The organism is Luteolibacter rhizosphaerae, from assembly GCF_025950095.1.
Classification (GTDB): Bacteria; Verrucomicrobiota; Verrucomicrobiia; order Verrucomicrobiales; family Akkermansiaceae; genus Haloferula; species Haloferula rhizosphaerae.
The window spans coordinates 269,693-290,104 of sequence record NZ_JAPDDR010000008.1; the positions used below are offsets into that span (position 1 = coordinate 269,693).

The 20,412-nt window shown below is 63.2% G+C and carries 20 protein-coding genes; 12 read left to right on the forward strand and 8 right to left on the reverse strand.

Annotation, left to right across the window (positions count from 1 at the left end):
• Positions 1 to 28 precede the first annotated feature (28 nt).
• The 3 genes from OJ996_RS16620 to OJ996_RS16630 are packed head-to-tail and all read left to right on the forward strand — an operon-like array spanning position 29 to position 2,471.
• Positions 29 to 961: a LysR substrate-binding domain-containing protein gene (locus OJ996_RS16620; protein WP_264514752.1), complete on the forward strand. Its 933-nt coding sequence runs from the start codon at positions 29 to 31 to the stop codon at positions 959 to 961.
• A gap of 60 nt (positions 962 to 1,021) precedes the next feature.
• Positions 1,022 to 1,276 carry a hypothetical protein gene (locus OJ996_RS16625; protein WP_264514753.1) on the forward strand — a complete coding sequence of 85 codons (255 nt, stop codon included), beginning with the start codon at positions 1,022 to 1,024 and terminating at the stop codon, positions 1,274 to 1,276.
• 16 nt (positions 1,277 to 1,292) lie between these two features.
• Complete coding sequence (locus OJ996_RS16630) at positions 1,293 to 2,471, forward strand: hypothetical protein (RefSeq protein ID WP_264514754.1); 1,179 nt, start codon at positions 1,293 to 1,295, stop codon at positions 2,469 to 2,471.
• A gap of 3 nt (positions 2,472 to 2,474) precedes the next feature.
• Here the strand turns inward: OJ996_RS16630 and OJ996_RS16635 are convergent, their stop codons facing one another.
• From OJ996_RS16635 to OJ996_RS16650, 4 genes are all read right to left on the reverse strand, one after another.
• Positions 2,475 to 4,082, reverse strand: coding sequence for a hypothetical protein (locus OJ996_RS16635; RefSeq protein WP_264514756.1), 1,608 nt, complete (start codon positions 4,080 to 4,082; stop codon positions 2,475 to 2,477).
• Complete coding sequence (locus OJ996_RS16640) at positions 4,079 to 4,849, reverse strand: ABC transporter ATP-binding protein (RefSeq protein WP_264514757.1); 771 nt, start codon at positions 4,847 to 4,849, stop codon at positions 4,079 to 4,081. The genes OJ996_RS16635 and OJ996_RS16640 overlap by 4 nt, the downstream gene beginning before the upstream one ends.
• Positions 4,850 to 4,911: 62 nt before the next feature.
• Positions 4,912 to 5,538 carry an HD domain-containing protein gene (locus OJ996_RS16645; protein ID WP_264514758.1) on the reverse strand — a complete coding sequence of 209 codons (627 nt, stop codon included), beginning with the start codon at positions 5,536 to 5,538 and terminating at the stop codon, positions 4,912 to 4,914.
• A 28-nt stretch (positions 5,539 to 5,566) separates the two neighbouring features.
• On the reverse strand, positions 5,567 to 6,439 hold the full coding sequence (locus OJ996_RS16650; protein ID WP_264514759.1) for a LysR family transcriptional regulator: 873 nt from the start codon (positions 6,437 to 6,439) through the stop codon (positions 5,567 to 5,569).
• A 76-nt stretch (positions 6,440 to 6,515) separates the two neighbouring features.
• On the opposite strand from OJ996_RS16650, the gene OJ996_RS16655 reads away from it, so the two are divergent.
• From OJ996_RS16655 to OJ996_RS16665, 3 genes are all read left to right on the forward strand, one after another.
• Positions 6,516 to 7,697: an MFS transporter gene (locus OJ996_RS16655; protein ID WP_264514760.1), complete on the forward strand. Its 1,182-nt coding sequence runs from the start codon at positions 6,516 to 6,518 to the stop codon at positions 7,695 to 7,697.
• Between the two features lie 100 nt (positions 7,698 to 7,797).
• On the forward strand, positions 7,798 to 8,748 hold the full coding sequence (locus OJ996_RS16660; RefSeq protein ID WP_264514761.1) for a LysR family transcriptional regulator: 951 nt from the start codon (positions 7,798 to 7,800) through the stop codon (positions 8,746 to 8,748).
• 17 nt (positions 8,749 to 8,765) lie between these two features.
• Positions 8,766 to 9,029 carry a DUF2917 domain-containing protein gene (locus tag OJ996_RS16665; RefSeq protein WP_264514762.1) on the forward strand — a complete coding sequence of 88 codons (264 nt, stop codon included), beginning with the start codon at positions 8,766 to 8,768 and terminating at the stop codon, positions 9,027 to 9,029.
• Here the strand turns inward: OJ996_RS16665 and OJ996_RS16670 are convergent.
• Positions 9,026 to 9,469, reverse strand: coding sequence for a GNAT family N-acetyltransferase (locus tag OJ996_RS16670; RefSeq protein ID WP_264514763.1), 444 nt, complete (start codon positions 9,467 to 9,469; stop codon positions 9,026 to 9,028). The genes OJ996_RS16665 and OJ996_RS16670 overlap by 4 nt on opposite strands.
• Positions 9,466 to 9,987 (reverse strand): GNAT family N-acetyltransferase, encoded by a 522-nt coding sequence (locus OJ996_RS16675; RefSeq protein WP_264514764.1) that lies wholly within the window; start codon positions 9,985 to 9,987, stop codon positions 9,466 to 9,468. The genes OJ996_RS16670 and OJ996_RS16675 overlap by 4 nt, the downstream gene beginning before the upstream one ends.
• A 196-nt stretch (positions 9,988 to 10,183) precedes the next feature.
• Between OJ996_RS16675 and OJ996_RS16680 the strand changes: the two genes are divergently transcribed.
• From OJ996_RS16680 to OJ996_RS16690, 3 genes are all read left to right on the forward strand, one after another.
• Entirely contained in the window at positions 10,184 to 11,923 is a 1,740-nt protein-coding gene (locus OJ996_RS16680) for a cation:proton antiporter (protein ID WP_264514765.1), read from the forward strand.
• A 79-nt stretch (positions 11,924 to 12,002) separates the two neighbouring features.
• Positions 12,003 to 12,974, forward strand: coding sequence for a TerC family protein (locus OJ996_RS16685; protein WP_264514766.1), 972 nt, complete (start codon positions 12,003 to 12,005; stop codon positions 12,972 to 12,974).
• 67 nt (positions 12,975 to 13,041) lie between these two features.
• A complete protein-coding gene (locus OJ996_RS16690; RefSeq protein ID WP_264514767.1) occupies positions 13,042 to 14,364 on the forward strand; it encodes a hemolysin family protein in 1,323 nt (440 codons plus the stop codon).
• A gap of 6 nt (positions 14,365 to 14,370) precedes the next feature.
• Here OJ996_RS16690 and OJ996_RS16695 read toward each other — a convergent pair whose 3' ends face one another.
• Positions 14,371 to 15,171, reverse strand: a complete 801-nt coding sequence (locus tag OJ996_RS16695) for a TatD family hydrolase (protein WP_264514768.1) — start codon at positions 15,169 to 15,171, stop codon at positions 14,371 to 14,373.
• 31 nt (positions 15,172 to 15,202) lie between these two features.
• The gene (locus OJ996_RS16700) at positions 15,203 to 15,466 is read right to left on the reverse strand and encodes a hypothetical protein (protein ID WP_264514769.1); all 264 of its coding nucleotides are present in this window, start codon (positions 15,464 to 15,466) and stop codon (positions 15,203 to 15,205) included.
• 114 nt (positions 15,467 to 15,580) lie between these two features.
• On the opposite strand from OJ996_RS16700, the gene OJ996_RS16705 reads away from it, so the two are divergent.
• The 3 genes from OJ996_RS16705 (at position 15,581) to OJ996_RS16715 (ending at position 20,376) form a co-directional block, all read left to right on the forward strand.
• Positions 15,581 to 16,135 (forward strand): sigma-70 family RNA polymerase sigma factor, encoded by a 555-nt coding sequence (locus tag OJ996_RS16705; RefSeq protein ID WP_264514770.1) that lies wholly within the window; start codon positions 15,581 to 15,583, stop codon positions 16,133 to 16,135.
• On the forward strand, positions 16,132 to 17,505 hold the full coding sequence (locus OJ996_RS16710; RefSeq protein WP_264514771.1) for a hypothetical protein: 1,374 nt from the start codon (positions 16,132 to 16,134) through the stop codon (positions 17,503 to 17,505). Before OJ996_RS16705 ends, OJ996_RS16710 begins: the two co-directional genes overlap by 4 nt.
• Positions 17,506 to 17,604: 99 nt before the next feature.
• Positions 17,605 to 20,376, forward strand: a complete 2,772-nt coding sequence (locus OJ996_RS16715) for a DUF1549 and DUF1553 domain-containing protein (RefSeq protein ID WP_264514772.1) — start codon at positions 17,605 to 17,607, stop codon at positions 20,374 to 20,376.
• Positions 20,377 to 20,412: the final 36 nt, after the last annotated feature.

The following is a 20,412-nucleotide window of genomic DNA, read 5'->3' on the forward strand; positions in this document are numbered from 1 at the left end:
CAATCTCTTGATTTAATCATAACGATAGATGCCAACGATCAAAGAAGGGGTGGCCGAACTGCGCCATCTCCGCTACTTCCTTGCAATCGCTTCGGAAGGCAGCTTCCGCGCGGGTGCCCGTAAGCTCTTCCTGTCCCAGCCCACGCTCTCCCATCAGATCCAGCAGCTCGAGATGCAGATGGGGGCCACGCTCTTCGAGCGCCTGCCGCGCAGTGCCCGGCTCACTGCCGCCGGCCGGGTCCTCCATGCCCGCGCGATCCGCATCCTGCGTGAGCTTGATGACGCCAAACGCGAGATTGCCGATCTCCAGCAGCTGTCCGCTGGCGAGCTCCGCATCGGCATCGTTTCCACCGTGAACGTCGCGGTTATCCCCGAGGCGGTCGGCAACTTCCGCAACGCTCACCCGAACGTCTCCGTCTCCGTTCGCGAGCTGCCCATGGAGGCACTGGAAGCTGAACTTCTCGCCGGGCATCTCGATCTAGGAATCAGTTTCCTGCCTGCCAAGAGCGGTCGGCGCATCGAAGCCGAGCCCCTCTTCATCGAGAATCTTGTCGCCGTTCTTCCCCCGGGACACGCCTTGGCCCGCCGCCGCCGGATCACTCTGCCCGAGGTGCTTGATCACCCCATGGTCTTGCTCAGCCACGGCTTTTGCACTCGCGAGCTTGTTCTCGAAAGCGTTGCCCTCCAAGGGCTCGAACATGTGCTCAGGCCCGCCATTGAGATGAATTCCATCGAGGGGGTTCTCGCCACCGTCCGGCAAACCGGAATGCTCACCCTCATGCCTGATGCCGCCGTGCGCTGGGAGCACCATCCCGATCTCGTCATCAAGCCTCTCCGCGATGCCGCCGAGCAACTCTCCTTCCGCCGGGTCGGGCTCATCTGGGTTTCAGGTGGTCATCGCACTGCCGCCGCCTGCACCTTCGCCGAGGGCGTTAAATCCGTGCTCAAGTCACGTGACTGACGGAGATGATAGGCAGGATGCTTGCGGGACCGTAGAGGAGGCCCCAAAGCTCCAAGCTGCATGAGATCCTTTCTGCTTCGCGTCATCTGTTGGATCGTCGGCATCGGCACCCTTGCTGCCGAGATCGTGGTTCCCGCGGGCGGCAAGGAGCTGGTTAGAGATCCCTCACTCAATGCCTTCGCGGACGAAGCTCATGCCTCGGCCAGCCGCTTTGATAGTGGCGGCTGGAGGGTGGTGACAAACAAGCCGGATGAGGCTCGCGCCTATCGCGCACAGGTTCTTTTGGGCGGCAGCTTCGAAGCTCTCTCCCGGTGAAATAGTGCTCGCCTTGGTGAGAGTTCGGTCCACGGGAGGCAAGGGCTTGATCGAAGCGAAACTCCAGCTCGGCGAAGCCCCCTTCACGCCCGCCGCCGCAACGACTACTTTGGAACCCGGCTCCGATCTCGTGGAACTGCCGGTGATGTTTTGCGTCACCGAAGCGATAGCCGCAGGCAAAGCGACGCTGACATTCCTCTGCGCCGCGAAGGCCCAGACCATCGAGATCGCCTCCGTGCGTGCGTTTCACTACCCTGCTGGAACCGACACCTCCAACTTCCCGCGAATCCGCAAGACCTACCCCGGCCGCGAGCCCGGAGCTCCTTGGCGGGTCGCCGCGCTCGAGCGGATCGAGAAACACCGCAAGTCCGACTTCGAGCTGCGGGTGATCGGCGCCGATGGCAAGCCGCTCGCCAACTCGGAACTGAAGCTGAACCTTCGCCGCCATCGCTTCGGCTTCGGATCCGCGGTGACGGCGGAATTGCTGACGGCGGATAGCGAAGACGCCCGCCGCTATCGCGAGATCGTCGATCGCCTGTTCAGCCAGGTCGTATTTGAGAACGACCTGAAGGACTTCGGTTGGGAGCAAGGGGCCGCAGGAAAAGAGGAACATCTGAAGCGCCTCGAAGGTGCCTTCGCGTGGCTCGCGGAAAGGAAGATCGGTGTTCGAGGCCACTACCTCATGCAGGTCGCCGTTCCACCGAATCTCGCCGAGGTGAAGGATGGTTGGCGCATGGTGGAGGAGGATGTGGAACTCCGCTGCCTGTGCTGCGCGAATCTCCGCCGGTCGCGGGTGCTGGATTGGCGGGTGATGGGTGAGGAGGGGCGGCGGATCTTGCGCTATTCAGAGGCTGCTTCCGTGTTCTCCGCGGACTTTCCGGAGTTCTCCTGCGGCCACTACTGGATACCGCGGAACGAGGAATCGCTGGCACCAAACCTATGTGGTCCGGCTTGGGGATTCGGAGGGAAGTATTCGGAGGACGGATTGCTGCGTGAACGGGTGCGGGAGGAACTCTCCCAAGGACGGCTTGATCGCGAGTCCGTGATCAAACGGGTGGAGGGTGAATGGGTCGACGACCAAAGCCCGGGGCAGGCGATCCTCGATGAGATCGAATATGGTCCCCCGCCGCCTGTCTTCGATCCGCTGCCGCTGAGCGTTTCGGAGCCTCTGGTGACGGGCTTGCGCCCGCGCTAACTGCTACTCGAGCGGATCCCACTTCTTGTGGTCGATCGCCCTCGAGAGCGTCCAGCAAGCGATCCCGACGACGATGATTTCCGCGATCAGAAAAGGGCCGAATAGGTCGTGCTTCCTCGCCACGAGGGCCAGCCCGGGAATCACCAGCGAAACCACCATTAGCAACACCATGATCCCGCCGCGAGCCGCGGACTTCGCTTCCTCGGTCGGTTTCGACAGAGGAACCGTTTTCTCGATGGCGCCCGGTATCAGGGCGAAAGCAGGCATCGCCAGCAGACCCGGAAGTAGCAGCGATGCCTTCGCCATGCCGCCTGGCATGAGACAGACGCCGGTCAAGATGAGAGCGATGACCGGCAAGGCGAGCAGGAAGCACACGGCCCGCGTGGCGCCGTGGATGAAAGGCCCGGGTCCCACCACCGGAGCCAAGCGGTAGAGATCCGCAGCCTGCCAGTGCTGGGAGAACTGGACCAGATTCATCGCCATTAGCGGCAACATTCCAAGGTAGCCACCACCCAAGGCGATGCCCCAGCCCTCGTCGCGTCTGCTCATGCCCTGCACGAGGAAGACCATGGGCATGACCATGACCGGAGCGAGCCCGGGATAGAGCCGCAGCTTCATGTCACGGTCCCGGAAGAGATAGGCGGCGGTGAGTCGGAAGGAAGCGCGCGTGATGGGTTCTCTCAGAAGCCAGCGGAGCAATGGCCCATCCATCAGGCGGTCGAGCACGCGCTTGTCCCCGCTACTGCGGACCTTGCGTGGCTGGCTTTCCGCGAGAGTTTGGAGGCCTTCTTCGTAGGTCCGCGCCATCCTCCCGAAGGCCAGGGCTAGGATCACGCCGGTGATCATTACCCCGGCACCGGCCATCACGAGGGTCGCCTCGGTGCCGCGGCCCAGAAGCGCCTCATCCAGGGCCGCGAACCACGCCGGAGGGAGGAGAAAGAGCCATGACTTGCCCGCCACCGGATCGATCGCCCCGCGCATGCCGCTCATCAGCTGCGGGATGAGCTGGCTGCCCGCCACCATCATGATGGCCAGCAGGACCTGGGCCGTGGTCATCAGGTTGTCGAGCCGCTCGCGCCCGAACCAGCGCAGGCAAAGCTGGTAGAGAAGTACGACACTCCCCGTACAAAAGAGCGAGGTGAGGCAGGTGGTGAGGAAATGCACCGGCGCGAACCACGGGGAACCATTGGTCACGACGCTGCCGGCGATCATCCCCGCAATATTGAAAGCACAGGTGATCCAGAGCGAGACGCGCACCAGCACCCCGACCTTCGCCCACAACAGGGTTCGGGAGTTCACCGGACGATGAAGCAGGATCTCCGCCTCGTCCTTGTTGAAAAGGATCTCTCCCGCGGACGCGGCGATGAACATGCCGAGAAAGAGCAGCGACATGCCGTGCAGGTAGAAGGACAGGACGAAGCTGCCTTCAAAGGAGAAGGGCACGGCAAGAAGTCCGATGAGACCGTAGATCGCGAGGGTGCCCCACAGCTTGGTGCCCACGGATTGCGGGGCCTTGTCCTTCTTCAGCCCGCGCGAGCTGCGCCCGCGCAGGAAAAGCGTCAGATAGAGCCGCTGCAGCGTGGCCGCTTGGGATGGAACCTTGCTGCTCACGGGCGGAAGGTTTTCGCGAAGTCCTCCGCCTTGCGCTCCAGGTCGTCGCCCCCGGTCAGGCTGGTGAAAAGCTGCTCCAGGGAGCGGGCGCCATGGAGCGCCACCAGCTCCGCGGGAGAGCCATCGACCTGCAGGCGGCCCTTGTCGATGATCAGCACGCGGTCGCAGACCCGCTCCACCACGTCGAGGATGTGCGAGCTGTAAACGATCGCCTTGCCTTCGCGCGCGAGGGTCTGGATCAGTGCTTTGAATCCCACCGCGGCATTCGCATCCAGGCCGTCGAGCGGCTCGTCAAAGAAGACCACCGGAGGATTGTGAAGCAGCGCCGCGGTGATCACCACCTTGCGGCGCATGCCCTTCGAGTAGGCGCCCAGCAACTTGTCGGTGAGCGTGTCGAAACTGAGATCGAAGAAGGCGATGAACTGGCGGATCCGTTCGCGGGCCGCCTCCGCCGGTATGCCATACAGGGCGGCCACCATCTCCAGGTATTCCAGACCGGTCAGCGACTCGAAGACGGCCCCCGAATCCGGCACGAATCCCACGCAGCGCTTCACCTCCATGGGGTCCTTCAGCAGATCATGTCCGCAGATTGTCGCGGTTCCCGAGGTAGGCACCAGCAGCCCCGTCAGCATCTTCAGCGTGGTCGATTTGCCGGCACCATTCGGGCCCAATAGTCCCACGATCTGGCCTGCAGGGATATCCAGTGAGAGTGCATCCACCGCGACCTGTGAGCCGAAGTGCTTGGTAAGTCTTTGGAGGGATATCACGCCGGGCTCAATCTGGGCGAGGAAGGGCGGGGATACGATGAGAAATCATCTCGCTTGGGACTTCACGATTTGAGCCACCCCGCCAACTGCGCGGCTGCCACCAGGGATTTCACATGCTGCCAGAGCTCCGCGGAAACCCCCTCGATCACGCCCGCGCGTCCGAGCACCTGTTCCGTCGTGATGCCGTGCTCGGACCAGGTCCCGCCACCATTCGCATGGTTCTGGATCAGGGGCATCACCCGGTCGAGCGCGTTGGCAAACTTCGCCTCCGGCGTCGCGGCTTCCTCGAACTCATGCCAGAGTTCCATGAACTCCGCCGCGCGCTCCGCAGGAAGCAGCCCGAAGATCCGGTCCGCTGCCGCCTGCTCGCGCTCAGCCTTTCCGCTCTGGTCGGCATAGCAGAAGGTATCTCCGGCATCGATCTCCACGATGTCGTGCAGCAGCAGCATCTTGATCACCCGCAACATGTCCATGGCGGGATTGATCTCCGGACCCAGCGTCATCGCCATCAGCGCCAGCGTCCAGCTATGCTCGGCCGAGTTCTCGCGGCGCGGCATGCCGATGGGGCGCGAACGGCGTTCCACCGCCTTGAGCTTCTCACATTCGATGATGAAGCTTAGCGCCGGAATGGTCACGGCGGCTGGCGGGACTTCCAAAGGATGGGCTTCGGGGTCGATGGACGGAGCCATAGCGGGGTAGGGGAGAAATGTAAATCCGCTAGGGGCGCTGTTTCATCTCCTCCTTCAGGAGGCCTAGGAAGCGGGCCAGCGCGGGATTGGAATCGCCCTTGCGGCAGGCTGCCGCCACTGACCAAGCCGCGTCCTTGTCGCGGGAGGAATGAATGCGCATCCCCGGGAAGCGGCTGATGCCCACCGATTCCGGAATCACTGCCACGCCCAGCCCCGCCTGTACCAGCGCCAGCGCCGTGGTGAATTCCGGCACCTGCTGGACCACGCGGGGGTGAAAGCCATGCTTCGCGCAGAGCCGGATCATATGGCTGACGAATCCCGGCGAGCGTTCCTCGGAAATACTGACGAAGGGCATGTTCTTGCACTCCGCCAGACCCGCATTTGGCGGCAGCGGCAGCGCGGTGGAAGAGACCAGCACGAGACGGTCCTTGATCGCCGGCAGTAGCTTGAAGTTTTCCTTCGTGGGCAGCCGGATGAAGCCCAGATCCAGATCGCCGGAGCGTAGCGCGGCCTCTTGCTCCGCGGTGGACATGTCGCGCAGGCCGACCTCGATTCCCGGCGCGATCTCCCGCAACTTTACGATCAGCCGCGGAACCAGCTCCAGCGTGTGGAAGCCGAAGCCGATATTCAGCCGCCCGCTTTCGCCCGCGGCGGTGTTGCGTGCCCGTTCCATCAGCCGGTCGAATTCCGTCACCGCAGTTCTCGCGTCCTTCAGGAACTGCTTGCCGAAACCGCTCAACGCCGTGCCGTGACGCCCGCGCTCGAAGAGCGGGCTGCCCAGCTCGTCCTCCATTCTCCGGATCTGCTTGGTCAGTGCCGGTTGGCTGAGGTGCAGGAGCGAGGCCGCGCGACCGAAGTGCAACTGCTCGGCCAGCAGGACGAAGGATTTCAGTTCACGCATTTCCATAACCTGAGGCTATCACAGTCATGAGAAGTTGCCATTGGAAGAATCGGGGCATTTCCGGCATGGTCAACGCGTGAATCAGGAAGCCGCTTGCAACGCACTCCCGGGCACGCTCGCGAACAATCACGCCCGCACCCGCTTCTCCGCTTCGCTCCTCTTCCTTGTCGATGGCATCGGCTTCGGTACTTGGGCGGCTCTCATCCCCTCGATCAAGCAGCGCTTCGCGCTCGGCGAGTCCGGTCTCAGCATCGTGCTGCTTGCCATTGTCGCAGGCGCGTTGCTCTCGATGTCTTTGGTTGGCCGCGCGCTCGCCAAGCGCGGAAGCAAGGCCATGCTGAGCGGGCTGGCTCCGGGCTACGGCATTGCTCTCGCCCTGCTCGTCCTTGCACCCGGCTTTGGCTGGCTGCTTGCCGCCGGGGTTCTCTTCGGCGCTTTCAAGGGGGCTCTGGATGTCTCGGTGAATGCGCAGGCGATCACGATCGAGAACGCGATGGCGCGCCCGATCATGTCCACCTTCCAAGGGCTCTGGAGTCTCGGCGGTTTGATTGCCGCGCTGCTTGTCGGCCTCGCTCTCCGGCAGGGCATGTCCGGCGTGGTGATCGGATTGGGCATCGCGGCCGCCTTGGTTGTCGTGGCGCTGGCCAGCGTCGGAAGCTTGGCGACGGGGGATGCCTCCACGGTCGAGCGCAAGCGTGGCTTCGCGCTGCCCAATCGCCGTCTCCTGAAGATCGGCGCGCTCGCCTTTCTCGCGCTCTTCTCGGAAGGCGTGATGCTGGATTGGAGCGCGGTCTACGCCCGCAGCGTCTCCGGCGCGGCGGAGTGGCTGGCACCGCTTGCCTTCGGCGTGTTCTCGCTCTCGATGGCTACCGGGCGCTTCATGGGCGATTGGATCGCGGCACGCTATGGCGGTCCTTCGGTGATGCGTTTCAGCGGGGTGCTTGCTTTCATCGGCATGCTTCTGATGATCCTCGTGAAAGTCTGGCCGGTGACCTTCCTGGGTTTGGGCTTCATGGGCATTGGCGTGGCGAATCTCGTTCCCGTCTTGCTCGGGGCCGCGGGTCGCGCTCATGAGCAGAGCGTGGCGCAGGGTGTCGCCACGGCCTCGGTCATCGGCTACTTCGGCTTCCTCGCCGGACCGCCGGCCATCGGTGGCCTCAGCCACTGGATCGGCCTGCCCGGGGCCTTCTCGGTAGTGCTGCTCTTCGCACTTTTGCTGGCTATTCCGGGCCCGAAGATCCTCCGATCCGCCTCCTGATCGCTGCCATCGGCGGGACCGATCGCCCTTATCGGAAGATGCGATTGGCCGCCGGATCGGTTTCGGGGAATGATGGCGGCCAGTCAGCACTCTTGCCGCCATGGAACTCTACCAACTCCGCACCTTTCTCGCCGTCGCTGAAGAGCAGAACCTGACGCGCGCCGCGGAGAAGCTTTTCACCAGCCAGCCCGCCGTCAGCGCGCAGATCAAGTCGTTGGAGGATGAAGTGGGCGTGCGCCTTTTCGATCGCGGTGCGAAGGGTATGAAGCTGACCCGCGCCGGCGAGGTGCTGCGCGAGCAGGCCCGGCGGATTGTCGATGCCGCCCGCGATTTCAAGCACAGCGCGGACAATCTCCGCGGCGCCGTTTCCGGCGAACTCGTCTTCGGCGTGAACAACCGGCCGGAGGTGCTGCGCCTGGTGGAGATCCTGCGCTCGATCACGTCCGAGCATCCCGAACTTTCCTTCGAACTGGTGAACGGCAGCAGCGGCGTCGTGCTGCAGGGAATCGAGGATGGCTCGATTTCGATCAGTTTTTTCGAGGGCGAGTGCAGCTCGTCCAAGGTTGCATTCTATGAACTCGATCGCATCGAGCTGTGCATCGCGGCTCCGGTGGCTTGGGCGGAGGAGCTGGCGCTTCCCGATTGGAAGCTGCTTGAGACGAAACCCTGGATCTTCGTTTCGCAGGCTTGTTCGTACTCGCGTTACATCCAGCGCATCAGCGAGGAGCAGGGCCTTCAGCTCAATCGCCGCTTCCAGGTGAACGAGGATCTCACCGTCCTGAATATGGTCGCAGAGGGCCTCGCCCTCACCGTCACCGCCGTGAATCAGATCGAAGCGAACGGCTTCCAGGATCGCGTCGTCGCCCTGCCTCACTTCCGCGCCTCGGTGCCTCTGTGCATCGGCTACCTCGCGGCGAATGAATCCGATCCATCCATCGCCGCGGTGCTGAACCACGTCCTCCGGGTCTGGAATCATCCCGCGGCCCAAGCTCCCGCCCAGCCGGATGTCATTCCATTCCGGGCCTCGGGCAAATCCCGCAAACGCTCATGAACGCCTGTATCCCTGCCATGAATCCCTTTGTCCAAGTGCCCGCGGCTTTTCGCCGTGGCAAGGCACCGTCGATGCGGCTCGCGTACGGCCAGGTGTTCTCCCGTTTGCTCGATGCCTCGGAGACCCTCCGCTTCCGCGTGATCTCCGGGCATCTCTGGATCACCATGGAAGGCCGGCGCGAGGACTATCACCTCAGTTCCGGGGAAATCCTTTCCATGGACGGACCGGGACGCTTGGTTGCCGAGGGCATCGAGGATGGTGCCGTGGTGGAGATCGCCTAATAGCGTCTCGCCATCATCACCATCTTCGGGCTCAGGTAAAAGCCTTCCTTCTCGTAGAAGCTCTGCGCCGCCGTGTCGCGCGCGGTAAGCGTGTAGATCCGTGCCACGCCCGCCGCCTGCAAACGCCGGTGGAGGTCCGTGAGCAAGCTGCTGCCGATACCCTCGCGCTGACGCGTGTTCGCGACGCAGAACTCCAGCAGGAAGTAATGCATCTCCTCCTGATAGCGCTGCGAGTAGCCGAAGGCCATGCCCACGATCTCCGCTCCATCCTCCGCGATCAGTCCGAGAAAGTGGGGCGTCCGCGCGCAATCGGCGATTCGCTGCAGGGCGCTGTTGGCGGTCCATGCCTCGTTCCATGGTGGCGCATTGAAGGCCTCCATGAAGAAGTCGGCGCAGTCCGTCCAATCGGCGGGGACCGTCTCGCGAATGGTGATGCTCATGGGGCGGGCGAGGGGTTCAAGTGCTTCGACAGGATCACGCTGATGTAGTTGGTCGAACTCCAGTCCACCCGCTCTACCTCGCGGAAGCCGCAGCGTCCATACCAGTCGCGCAAATGATGCGCCCCTTCTGCCGTGTCGAGCGCAAGCTCTTCGGCATCTCGCGAGCGCGCCTCGTCCTCCATCAGCCTCAGAAGCCGTCCACCCAAGCCGCGACCCTGCCAGTCCGGTCTAACCCCGAATTGCCCGAAAGAGAACACCCCGGGCCTGCGATACCATCCGCAGGACGATTCCGGATCGCTGCCATAAAGTGTCACCGTGGCCACGATCTCGCCCTCCACTTCTGCCACGAATGGGAAGCCGCGCTTCAAGCGCATCAAGGTGACTTCGTCGTCTTGATGGGTCGCCGTGTAGCGTAGCCCCATCTCCGCCAGCTTGGCATAGGCCGCATGCAGCATCGCGGTGATCGGAGCAATCGCATCGTCCTCCCGATAGGCACGGATCACGGGAGTGGCGGGCATGACCGGAGTCTAACCGCTTCTGTGCGTGCCTGTCGATTCACTGGCTTTCATTGCGCGCGAGGTCGCCCCTACGCTGTAGTGGAAACCCCTAAAAGGCCGATATCGTGCAAAAAGTCGCAGACAAGAGGTCGAAGCTCCGTAGGGTGGGGCGGCGTTTTTCTCCCTACCTCACCACAGCTTATTTCCCTGTCCCGACATGCATGATTTGATCCTCACCTTCACGGGTGGCCTTGGTGCCGCGGTCCTTCTCGGCTTCATTTCCCATCGCATGGGCCTCTCGCCCATCGTCGGGTATTTGCTCGCGGGGATCGTGGTGAGTCCCCACACGCCCGGCTTCGTGGCGGACCGGCATCTCGCGGAGCAGATGGCTCATATCGGGGTGATCCTCTTGATGTTCGGCGTGGGCCTGCACTTCCATTTCAAGGAGCTGCTGGCAGTGAAACGGATCGCCGTTCCGGGTGCCGTGGTGCAGAGCGCCGTGGCCACCATCTTGAGCATGCTGATCATGCGCGCTTTCGGTTGGTCGTGGACAGAGGGAGCGGTCTTCGGGATGGCCATCGCGGTGGCCAGTACCGTGGTTCTCACCCGCATCCTGGTGGATAACAACCACCTCCACACCCCCACCGGGCACATCGCCATCGGCTGGCTGGTGGTGGAGGATATCTTCACGGTTTTCGTGCTCGTCCTGCTGCCCGCGATCTTCGGCGGAGACGCCAACGCCGGGGGCGGCGGGATCGCGATGGCCTTGGTGTGGACCACCCTCAAGATCGGCGCGCTGATTGCTTTCACTTTCATCGTCGGCGGCTGGGCCATTCCCCGCTTGCTCACCTTGGTTGCCCGCACCGGCTCGCGCGAACTCTTCACGCTCACCATCCTCGTCCTCGCGCTGGGGATTGCCGTGGGCTCGGCGAAGTTCTTCGGCGTTTCGATGGAACTCGGCGCCTTCCTCGCCGGAATGGTGGTCGGACGCTCCGAGTTCAGCAACCGGGCCGCCATCGATGCCCTGCCCATGAAGGATGCCTTCGCCGTGCTGTTCTTCGTTTCGGTCGGCATGCTCTTCGATCTCAAGAGCTTCTTGGACAATCCTTGGCTCGCCGCGGCCACCCTCGCCATCGTGGTCATCGGCAAGCCCTTGGCCGCCATCGCCATTACGATCGCGCTGCGCTATCCGCTCCGCACCGCCCTGTCCGTGGGGGCTGTCCTCTCCCAGATTGGCGAGTTCTCCTTCATCGTCGCTACCCTGGGCATGCAGTACGGGGTGGTGAACGAACAGGCCTTCAATGCCCTCGTCGCCACCGCGATCCTCTCGATCACGCTTTCCCCGCTGCTCTACAAGGCGGTGGGTCCCGTCGAACGCTGGGTGGCCGCCCGTCCGGCCCTCTGGAAACTGCTCAACCGCGTGGAGATCAAGGACAACGGGGACGGCGAACCGGAATCGGACGGCTTCACCCGCCGCGCGCTGGTAGTGGGTTATGGTCCGGTCGGCCGCACCTTGGCCAGGCTGCTGAAGGACAACGGCTTCTCTCCCGTGATCGTCGAGATGAACGTGGATACGGTGCAAGGCCTGAAGTCCTCGGGAGAACGCGCCTTCTACGGCGACGCCAGCCACCCCGAGACTCTCAAATCGGCCGGGGCCGCCAAGGCTGACATCCTGATCCTCAGTGCCTCCAGTGTCAGCATGGGCCGTGAGGTGATCATCGAGGCGAAACGCCTGAACCCTTCCATCAAGGTTCTGGTCCGCACTTCCTACCTTCGGGAGGCCGACGAGCTTCTCGATGCCGGGGCCGACGAGGTTTTCTCGGGCGAGGGTGAGGTGGCTTTGTCCATGACCGAGAGTGTCTTACGGGGATTCGGTGCGACTGCCGAGCAGCTCGACCGCGAGAACGAACGCGTCCGCCGGGAGTTCTTCCCGCACCACGAACCCGCCGTCCGCTGAGGAATCCGGCCTCAATTGGAAAATCCATGCAGGTTTTCCAATTGAGCGCATCTTCCTCAAATCGTTCTCTTCAAGGTTCATGCTTGCTGAAACAACCGCTGCAATCCCCGTCTCTTGGTGGGTTGCCTTCAATGGCTTCGTCATCTTCATGCTCGCCCTCGATCTGGGCGTCTTCAATCGCAAGGCCCACGTGGTCAAATTGAAGGAGGCCCTTGGATGGACCGCGGTCTGGATCGCCTTGGCGATGGTCTTCAACCTCTGGGTCGGCTGGAAGCTCGGAGCCGACGACGCCAAGGAGTTCTTGGCGGGTTATATCCTCGAGAAGTCGCTGTCCGTGGACAATGTCTTCGTTTTCGCGGTGATCTTCTCCTTCTTCAAGGTGCCGCGGGAGTACCAGCACAAGGTGCTCTTCTGGGGCATCTTCGGCGCCCTCGCCCTGCGCGCCGTGATGATCGCCGGCGGTGCCGCCCTGATCACGAATTTCGCCTGGATCATCTACATTTTCGCCGCCCTGCTGGTCTTCACCGGCTTCAAGATGTTCTTCCACGACGAGAACTCGGTGGACCCGGGCAAGAGCATCGCCATCCGCCTTCTAAAGAAGGTGATGCCGATCACCCCCGGCTACGAGGGCAGCAAGTTCCTCGTGAAGAAAGACGGCCGCTGGTTCGCCACCCCGCTCTTTGCCGTGCTGCTTTGTGTGGAAGTCACCGACGTGATCTTCGCCGTCGATTCCATCCCCGCGATCTTCGCGATTACGACCGACACCTTCATCGTCTACACCTCTAACGTCTTCGCGATCCTGGGCCTTCGTTCGCTCTACTTTGCCATCGCCGGAATCCTGCCCTACTTCCATTTCCTCAAGTATGGCCTGGGCGTGATCCTGATCTTCGTCGGCGTGAAGATGTCCTTGGCGCACAGCCAGTGGAAGATCGATACGAACATCTCGCTCGGCGTGATTGCCGGTGTTCTCGCGATCTCCGTGATCGCCTCGATCATCCATCGCAAGCGCCACCCGCTGCCCGAGAACACCTTGGAATCCGGAAACGAATAAACCGGATTTCCAAGAATCTTGGCTGAAATTCGCGCGCTGCCGTGCTTAAGGTGGCGCGCCAAATCACATGACCGTCCTACTTGAGATCGCGCTGATCTTCGTCCTGCTCTTCTGCAACGGGCTCTTCGCGATGACCGAAATCGCCATCGTTTCCTCGCGCCGGGGGGTGCTCCAGGCTCGGGCTGAAGCAGGAAGCAAGGGCGCGGAGAAGGCGATCTTGCTGGCCGACGCGCCGGACCGCTTCCTCTCCACCGTTCAGATCGGGATCACCCTCGTCGGCATCTGCGCCGGTGCCTTCGGCGGCGCCCGGCTCTCCGATCGCCTTGCCGATGTGCTTGATCCGATTCCTTACATCGGCGCATGGTCGGGCGGCATCGCTTGGGTGGTCGTCCTCGGCATGATCACCTACCTCCAGCTCGTCGTCGGTGAGCTGGTGCCGAAGCGTCTCGCGATGAAGCACCCGGAGTCGATCGCCTCCGGCATGGCCGGCTTCATGTCGAAGATCGCCTCCTGGACCAGCCCCGCCGTTTCTCTCCTGGCGTGGTCCACCAGCGGCATCCTCCGCCTCTTCGGTGTGAAGGACAGCGAGGAGTCCAAGCTCTCGCGCGAAGAACTCACCGTCCTGATCCGCGAGGGCATGGTCGCTGGCGGTGTCCAGCACTCCGAGTCTCGCATGATGGAAGGCGTCCTCGAGTTTGAATCGCTCGACGTCTACGACATCATGATCCCGCGCCCGAAGATGGTGTGGATCGATCGCGACGAGAAGCATGCCGAGGTCTGGCCGCGCATCGTGAAAAGCACCCAAGGCTTCTTCCCCGTCTATCAGGGCCAGCGCGACAACCTTGTCGGAGTCATCTCCGTGAAGGACTGCTACGCCCAGCTCGCCGCCGGCATCGAGGTCCGCTTCGCGAATCTCATGCAGCCGCCCCTGCTCGTCCCGGAGGTGCAGAAGGCCAGCCTCCTGTTAGAAGACTTCCGCCGCACCGGCCACCACGCCGCCTTCGTCGTCGATGAATTCGGCGGCGTGATCGGCATGGTCACCCTGATCGATCTCATGGAAGCCATCGTCGGTGACGTCCCCTCGAAGGAGGAGCGCCTCAGCATGCCGATCAAGCAACGCAAGGACGGCTCCTGGCTCATCGACGGTCTTTTCGAGATCGAGAAGCTTGAGAACTTCCTCAAGGGCTTCGTGATTCCGGAAGGCGCGGGCGACGAATATCAGACGATCGCCGGATGGTTCTCGCAGCGCCTTGCCCGTGTCCCCACCGAGGGCGACATCATCGAGGAAAGCAACTGGCGTTTCGAGATCGTGGATATGGATGGCATCCGGGTGGACAAGGTCCTCGCCATGCGCATCCCGAAATCCGCCAAGACCCCTGCCGCCGTCTAAGCCGAGTCAGAGCTTGAAGTTCTTCGACTGGCTGAGGAAACGCTTGGGGTTCTCGTAGAGCACCCTCTCGATTTCCTCCGCCGTCTTCTTCCGGCGCTTCATCTCGAAGCCGCACTTCACCACCGCCAGCGGATCGGATACACCCCAGTCACAGGCGGAGTTCAGCCACAGTCGGTCGCTGTCGCAGGTCTCCAGCATGTCGATCGCCCGGTTCGGCGTGCACTTGCTCTCCGGGTAAAGGGTCATCCCGGCCCAGTAGCCCTGCTCAAGTACGAGGTTCACCGTATGTTCCTCCACGTGGTCGATGATTACCTTGCCGCGGTCCAGCTTCGAGAAGGACGCCAGTGCGTCGAGAATCAGCCGCGTGCCCTTCAGCTTGTCCTCCAGGTGCGGGGTGTGGATCAAGATCGGCAGGTCACGGTCCAGCGCGAGCTGCACGTGCTCGTGGAAGATCGCCAGTTCGTTCTTCGTGTTCTTGTTCAGGCCGATCTCGCCGATGCCCAGCACCGTGGGCTTGTCCAGGAACTCCGGGATGATTGACATCACCTCCCGCGCGAATCCCGCGTCCTCCGCCTCCTTCGGGTTGATGCACAGCCAGCAGAAATGAGGGATGCCATACTTCGCCGCCCGCTTCGGCTCATACTCCGTGAGCTGCCGATAGTAGTCGTAGAATCCGGCGGGGGATGAACGGTCGAAGCCGGCCCAGAACGCCGGTTCACACAGCGCCTCGCAACCGGCCAGGGCGAGCTTCTCATAGTCGTCCGTCGTGCGGCTGACCATGTGCGCATGGGGCTCGATATATTTCATGGAAGAAGCGGGAAAAGAAAGATGGGGAACCTCAAGCCTGCGGAGCACCGTAGGCGAACTGGATCGTCGCCGCCTCGGCCGCTTCGGTCGAGTGATCGGAGAGAGCCTCCAGCACCGCCTTCGCCCGGCCCGGCTGATCGGAGAGTAGGATCGGCAGCGCCTTCTTCAGCCCTTCAAGCCGGAAATCCGCCTCACCGGCGTGACGCTCCACTCGGTCGAGGAAGGCCGCCAGATCGATCAGCTTGTAGCGGGCGTCCATGAAATGGAGGTCCAGGATGTCCTTCTTGCTGGGCATGGCGGGAATGTAGGCAGGCTTTCGCGGATTCCAACGGGAAAGAGGTGGCAGGGAAGAACCGCACTCCGAATCTAAACCTTTCACCCCGCCCCGACATCCCCTCTACTGGAGAGCATGGACCCTGCCCCGAACCCGGCATCGCCCGAGGTTTCCGAGACCTTCGTGCGCGAGCTGACCGACCACCAGACGGCCATGCTCGCCTTCATCCGTGCCCTCATGCCCGGGTCCTCTGCCGCCCGCGACTTGCTTCAGGAGGTAAATATCATCCTCTGGCAGAAGCGGGAGCAGTTCGAATCCGGCAGCAGCTTCAAAGCCTGGTCGTTTCAAGTGATCCGCTACCACCTCATGAACCATCGCCGCCGCCTCGCTTCCAGAGGCTGGCTGATCTTCGACGACGAACTGGTGGAGAAGATCTCCCCCGCGCTTGAAGCGGATCCCGGCGAGCTCGAGGGCCGTCATCAGGCACTCAATCATTGCCTGCAGAAGCTGCGCCCGAAGGACCGCGAGCTACTCCAGCACCGCTACTCCAGCGGCGCGCCCCTCAACGATTACGCCAAGGCGATCAACCGCAGCGCCGGGACCCTCAAGGCGACCCTCTTCAATCTCCGTGCGGCGCTCCGCAAATGCATCGAGCGCCGCTTCCATGAACAAGGCCTCCCCCTTCAATGAGACTGACCGACCACCAGCTCGTCGCCGCCGCCTTCGAAGGAGCGCTGGGTGAAGGCGAGTTCGATACCCTCCAGCGCCGCTTGGCCGCCGAGCCCGATCTCTTGGCTCTATACCGCGAACATGCGCTGCTCCATCATTCGCTCTGCGAGGAATACGAAGGCCGCGATTCCCTCTCCGATCTCTCTCCTCCCACCGGCCGCGCGCCCCGCTGGTTGTTGCCCCTGCTGATCATCCTCGCTTTGGGTGCGCTGGCCCTCGCCGCATGGAAGTTGACCCGCCCGCCCGCGGGGGCCGCCCTCACCGCCGGCTCCTCGCTGTCGAAAGATGGCCGTGCCCTGCTCGACGGTCAGCCGATGCTCGATGGCTCCGGCTTCTCGCCGGGCTCCCGTCTTGCGATCGAGCGCGGCTGGGTCCGGCTCAAGCTGCCCGGCGGCACCATCGCCATCGTCGAGGCACCCGCCGCGGTCGTCTATCAATCGGACCGCCGCCTTCTTCTGGAAAATGGCCGGGCTCGCTTTCAAATCTCCTCCGGCGCGGAGGGCCTCACCGTGGGGACGGCCAATCTCACCGTGCAAGGCCCGGGCCCCGGCTTCGGACTGGTCAGCCGTCCCGGCGGTGCCGACGAAGCCCATTGCTTCAGCGGCGAAGTCAGCGTGCAGGCCGCGACAGGCAAGGCGACTGCCTCCTTGAAAACGGCGGAAGCCGCCAGCATCGACGCGAGCGGAACTCTCAACCGCATGCCCGCGCGTGAGAACGAATTCGCCTCGCTCACGCCGGAGCAGCGCGTGCTGATCGAGGACCGCTTCGAGAGCGGAACCATGGAAACCGGTCGCCGTCCCCGGATCGGGGCGAGCCATTGGCGCTTGGAGAAGGGCTCGCCGACCATCGTTGGCCAGCACCTCGAGGGCTCCGACTTCGAGGCCTACTTCTGGCTGCCCGCCGATGCCATGTCAGCAGCCCGCCCCATCCTCCTCGTCACCGTGGAGACCGTCCCGGGCAGTGGCAGCCTGCCCTTCCATTCGCAGCAGTTCGCGGGCTTCAGCTTGTATCAGGAAGGTTACGAGGTCTGCTTCTTCGGCGATAGCTACGGGCCGGAAGAAACCTGGTCGCTCGATGTGAAGCGCAATCTGGTGCCCCTGGTCCCTGCCACCAAGGTCAGCGGCCCGCGCACCATGACCCTGCGCTACGACCGCCGTGATGGCACCGTGGAGCTCCATGACGGCCCGGAGCCCGGAGGCGCACCGCTGGTCCGGTCAAAGCTCCTGCCGGGCCTGAATTTTGATCAGGTCCGCATCGCCGCCGGTCCTGGCGCCTCGCTCGGGCTTGCGTCTTTGAAGGTGAGTGCCATCGAAGACACGGGCTCCCCCTGATCGCGCCGCAAACCCCGTAAAATCGTGGATTCCGCCGCTGGCGATCTTGCGCATCCGTGAAAGATTTGGCCGGGAAAATGCGTCCCGCCTGTCGATATCATGCGTCTCTCCGTCGCCATCCTCGCCCTCGTTTCCTCTTCCCTCGCGGAGGAGCTGCATTGGGCTTACGCACCGCCGGTGAAAGCCGCGGTTCAGGAGGCTGCTCACCCGGTGGATGCACTCCTCGCGGACCTGTGGCAGAAGAATCATCTCAAGCCCGCCCCGCCGGCCCCGCCCCGCCAGTGGCTGGAGCGCGCCGCCTACACGCTCACCGGCCTGCCGCCTTCGGAGGACCAGCTGCGCCGGATCGAGGCGAGCCCGGATGAGGCGACATGGAAGGCCCTGATCGACGAGCTGCTCGCCAGCCCCGCTTACGGCGAGCGCTGGGCCCGCCACTGGATGGATGTCGCGCGCTATGCCGACACCCGCGGCTACAATTTCGATCAGGATAACCGCTATCCCTTCGCCTACACCTACCGCGATTGGCTGATCAAAGCCTTCAATGAGGATCTCCCCTACGATCGCTTCGTGAAGCTCCAGCTCGCCGCGGACCTGCTCTCGGATCGGCCGGATCATCCGGACCTTGCGGCTCTTGGATTCCTCACCGTCGGCCTGCGGAACGGCCCCGTCGAAACCCTCGATGATCGCGTCGATGTGGTCACACGTGGATTCCTTTCCTGCACGGTCGCCTGCGCCCGCTGCCATGATCACAAGACCGACCCGATCTCCATGCGGGACTATTACTCGGTCTACTCCATCCTGGAGAATACGAACGAGCCGGACGACAAACCGGTGATCGGCAAGCCCTCGGATGAAGGCGCGTTTGCCAAATATCAGGAGGAAGTCGCGAAGCTCGATGAGATCGACCGCGATGCCCGCCAGAAGATCGTCGATCACGTGCGGGCCAAGGAGAACTTCGCCAACTACATCGACATCGCGTGGACGGCCAAGAAGGAGAACTGGGATCAAGGCAAGGCCACGGCCGAGGGCTTCAAGCGCGGTAAGCTGCGCGCCCGGGCGATCATCGCGTGGCGGGATTTCTTGAACGAACAGGCGTGGACCGATTCCGGCTCCGCCAGACTCAAGCAGTGGGCGGCCGAAATGGACGCCGCTGCGGATGCCGCGGCCCGCAAGACCCTCTGCGATGCGCTCGTCGGCGAATGGCTCGGGGCAGGGGAGGGCAGCGAGCTCGCCACCTTGGGAGCGAAGGGGAACTGCCCGCTGAGCTACGATGTGAATCGTATCTCCGAATTCATGGATCAGGAGGATGGCAACCAGCGCCGCCAACGCGGCAGTGCCATGAGCAAGGTGATGGCGGAGCATCCCGGTTCCCCGCCGCGTGCGATGAGCCTGAGCGATCGCAAGGATTGGTCGCAGGCCGTGATCTTCCTACGCGGGAATCCCGCGGCGCGCGGTGATACCTTCGAGCGTGAATGGCTGTCCTTCCTCGGCGGTGGCAAGTTCCCGGAGGGTAAGAACCCGCGTCTCTCCTTCGCCGAGAAGATTGCGGATCCGGCCAACCCGCTCACCGCCCGCGTCTTGGTGAACCGCGTCTGGGCATGGCATTTCGGCGCCCCGCTTGCGGAGCCCGGCGACTTCGGCCCTCAGACTCCGCGTCCCGAACTGTTGTCCCTGCTCGATACCCTCGCCATCTCCTTCAATGAGAAGGGTGGATCGATCAAGGAACTCCATCGCCTCATTCTGACCTCGCGGGCCTTCCGCCTCGGCGCTGTCGGCCCTGCGGAGAACAACTCGATCGACGAAGCGAACACGCGCTTCTGGAAGTGGAATCGCCGCCGTCTTGATTTCGAGACCATGCGCGATCGCGTGCTGGCTACCGCTGGCGCTCTGGATACCAGTCGCACCGGCGGGCGCTCGGTGCGCTTGGAGGAGGAATCCTCCGACCCCCGGCGCAGCCTCTATGCCTTTGTGGACCGCTATGCTCTCCCGGGCACCTTCGTTTCTTTCGATCTGCCGCACCCGGACCACCATAGCCCGAAGCGGGTGGAGACCACGGTGCCTCAGCAGGCCCTCTACTTCCTGAATGGCCCGCTGGTCTTGCGTCAGGCTTCGCGGCTCGTTTCAGATCCGGCCTTCAAGGGACTCGCCGATGACCGCTCCCGGGTGAATGCGATCTATCGCAAGCTCTTCCGCCGCGATGCGACCATGGAGGAGTCTGCCTTGGCGCTTGATTGGCTCGCGACCGCAAATCCTTCCGACTATACTCCGCGGCTTGGCGGTCACTGGGAAGTGCGTCACGGCCCCGAAACCGGCGCTCCCACCGAAGACCTCGCCAGCTTCCCCATCTATGCGGACAATGTCTGGAAGACCGGTCCCGATCCGTCCACCGCACCGATCCGCTGGCTCAATGTGGGCGCGGGTGGTGGTCACGTCGCGGCCAATCACGTGATGGTCCTCCGCTGGCGTTCGAATGGCGCCGGTCAGGTCAGGATGCTCGGCAACCTGAAGCGCACGCAGCAGGGCGGGAACACGCTCGCTTGGCGCATCGATGCCCAAGGCAAACCCGCGGCGGAGGGCAGCCTGGCACCGGATTCATCCATCGATGGCAATGGTCCATGGATCGATGTGAAGGCCGGAGATACCATGGATCTCGTACTTCGCGCCCCTGAGGGCGACTCCTGCGGCGGCGTGGCGTGGAATCTCCGCGTCGAAGGCCGCGAGTCCCCGCAGGCACCGCTCGAGGAGATCGCCAGTTTCAACCGCCAGTTCCCCACCTCGAATGACCCGGCTCCCGGCGCCACCGCCGCCAATCCGTGGGCCGATCTCGTCCAGATGCTCTGGGCTTCGAACGAATTCCACTTCATCGACTAGGGTCATTCCCTCGTTTGCGAACCATCTCATGTCCGC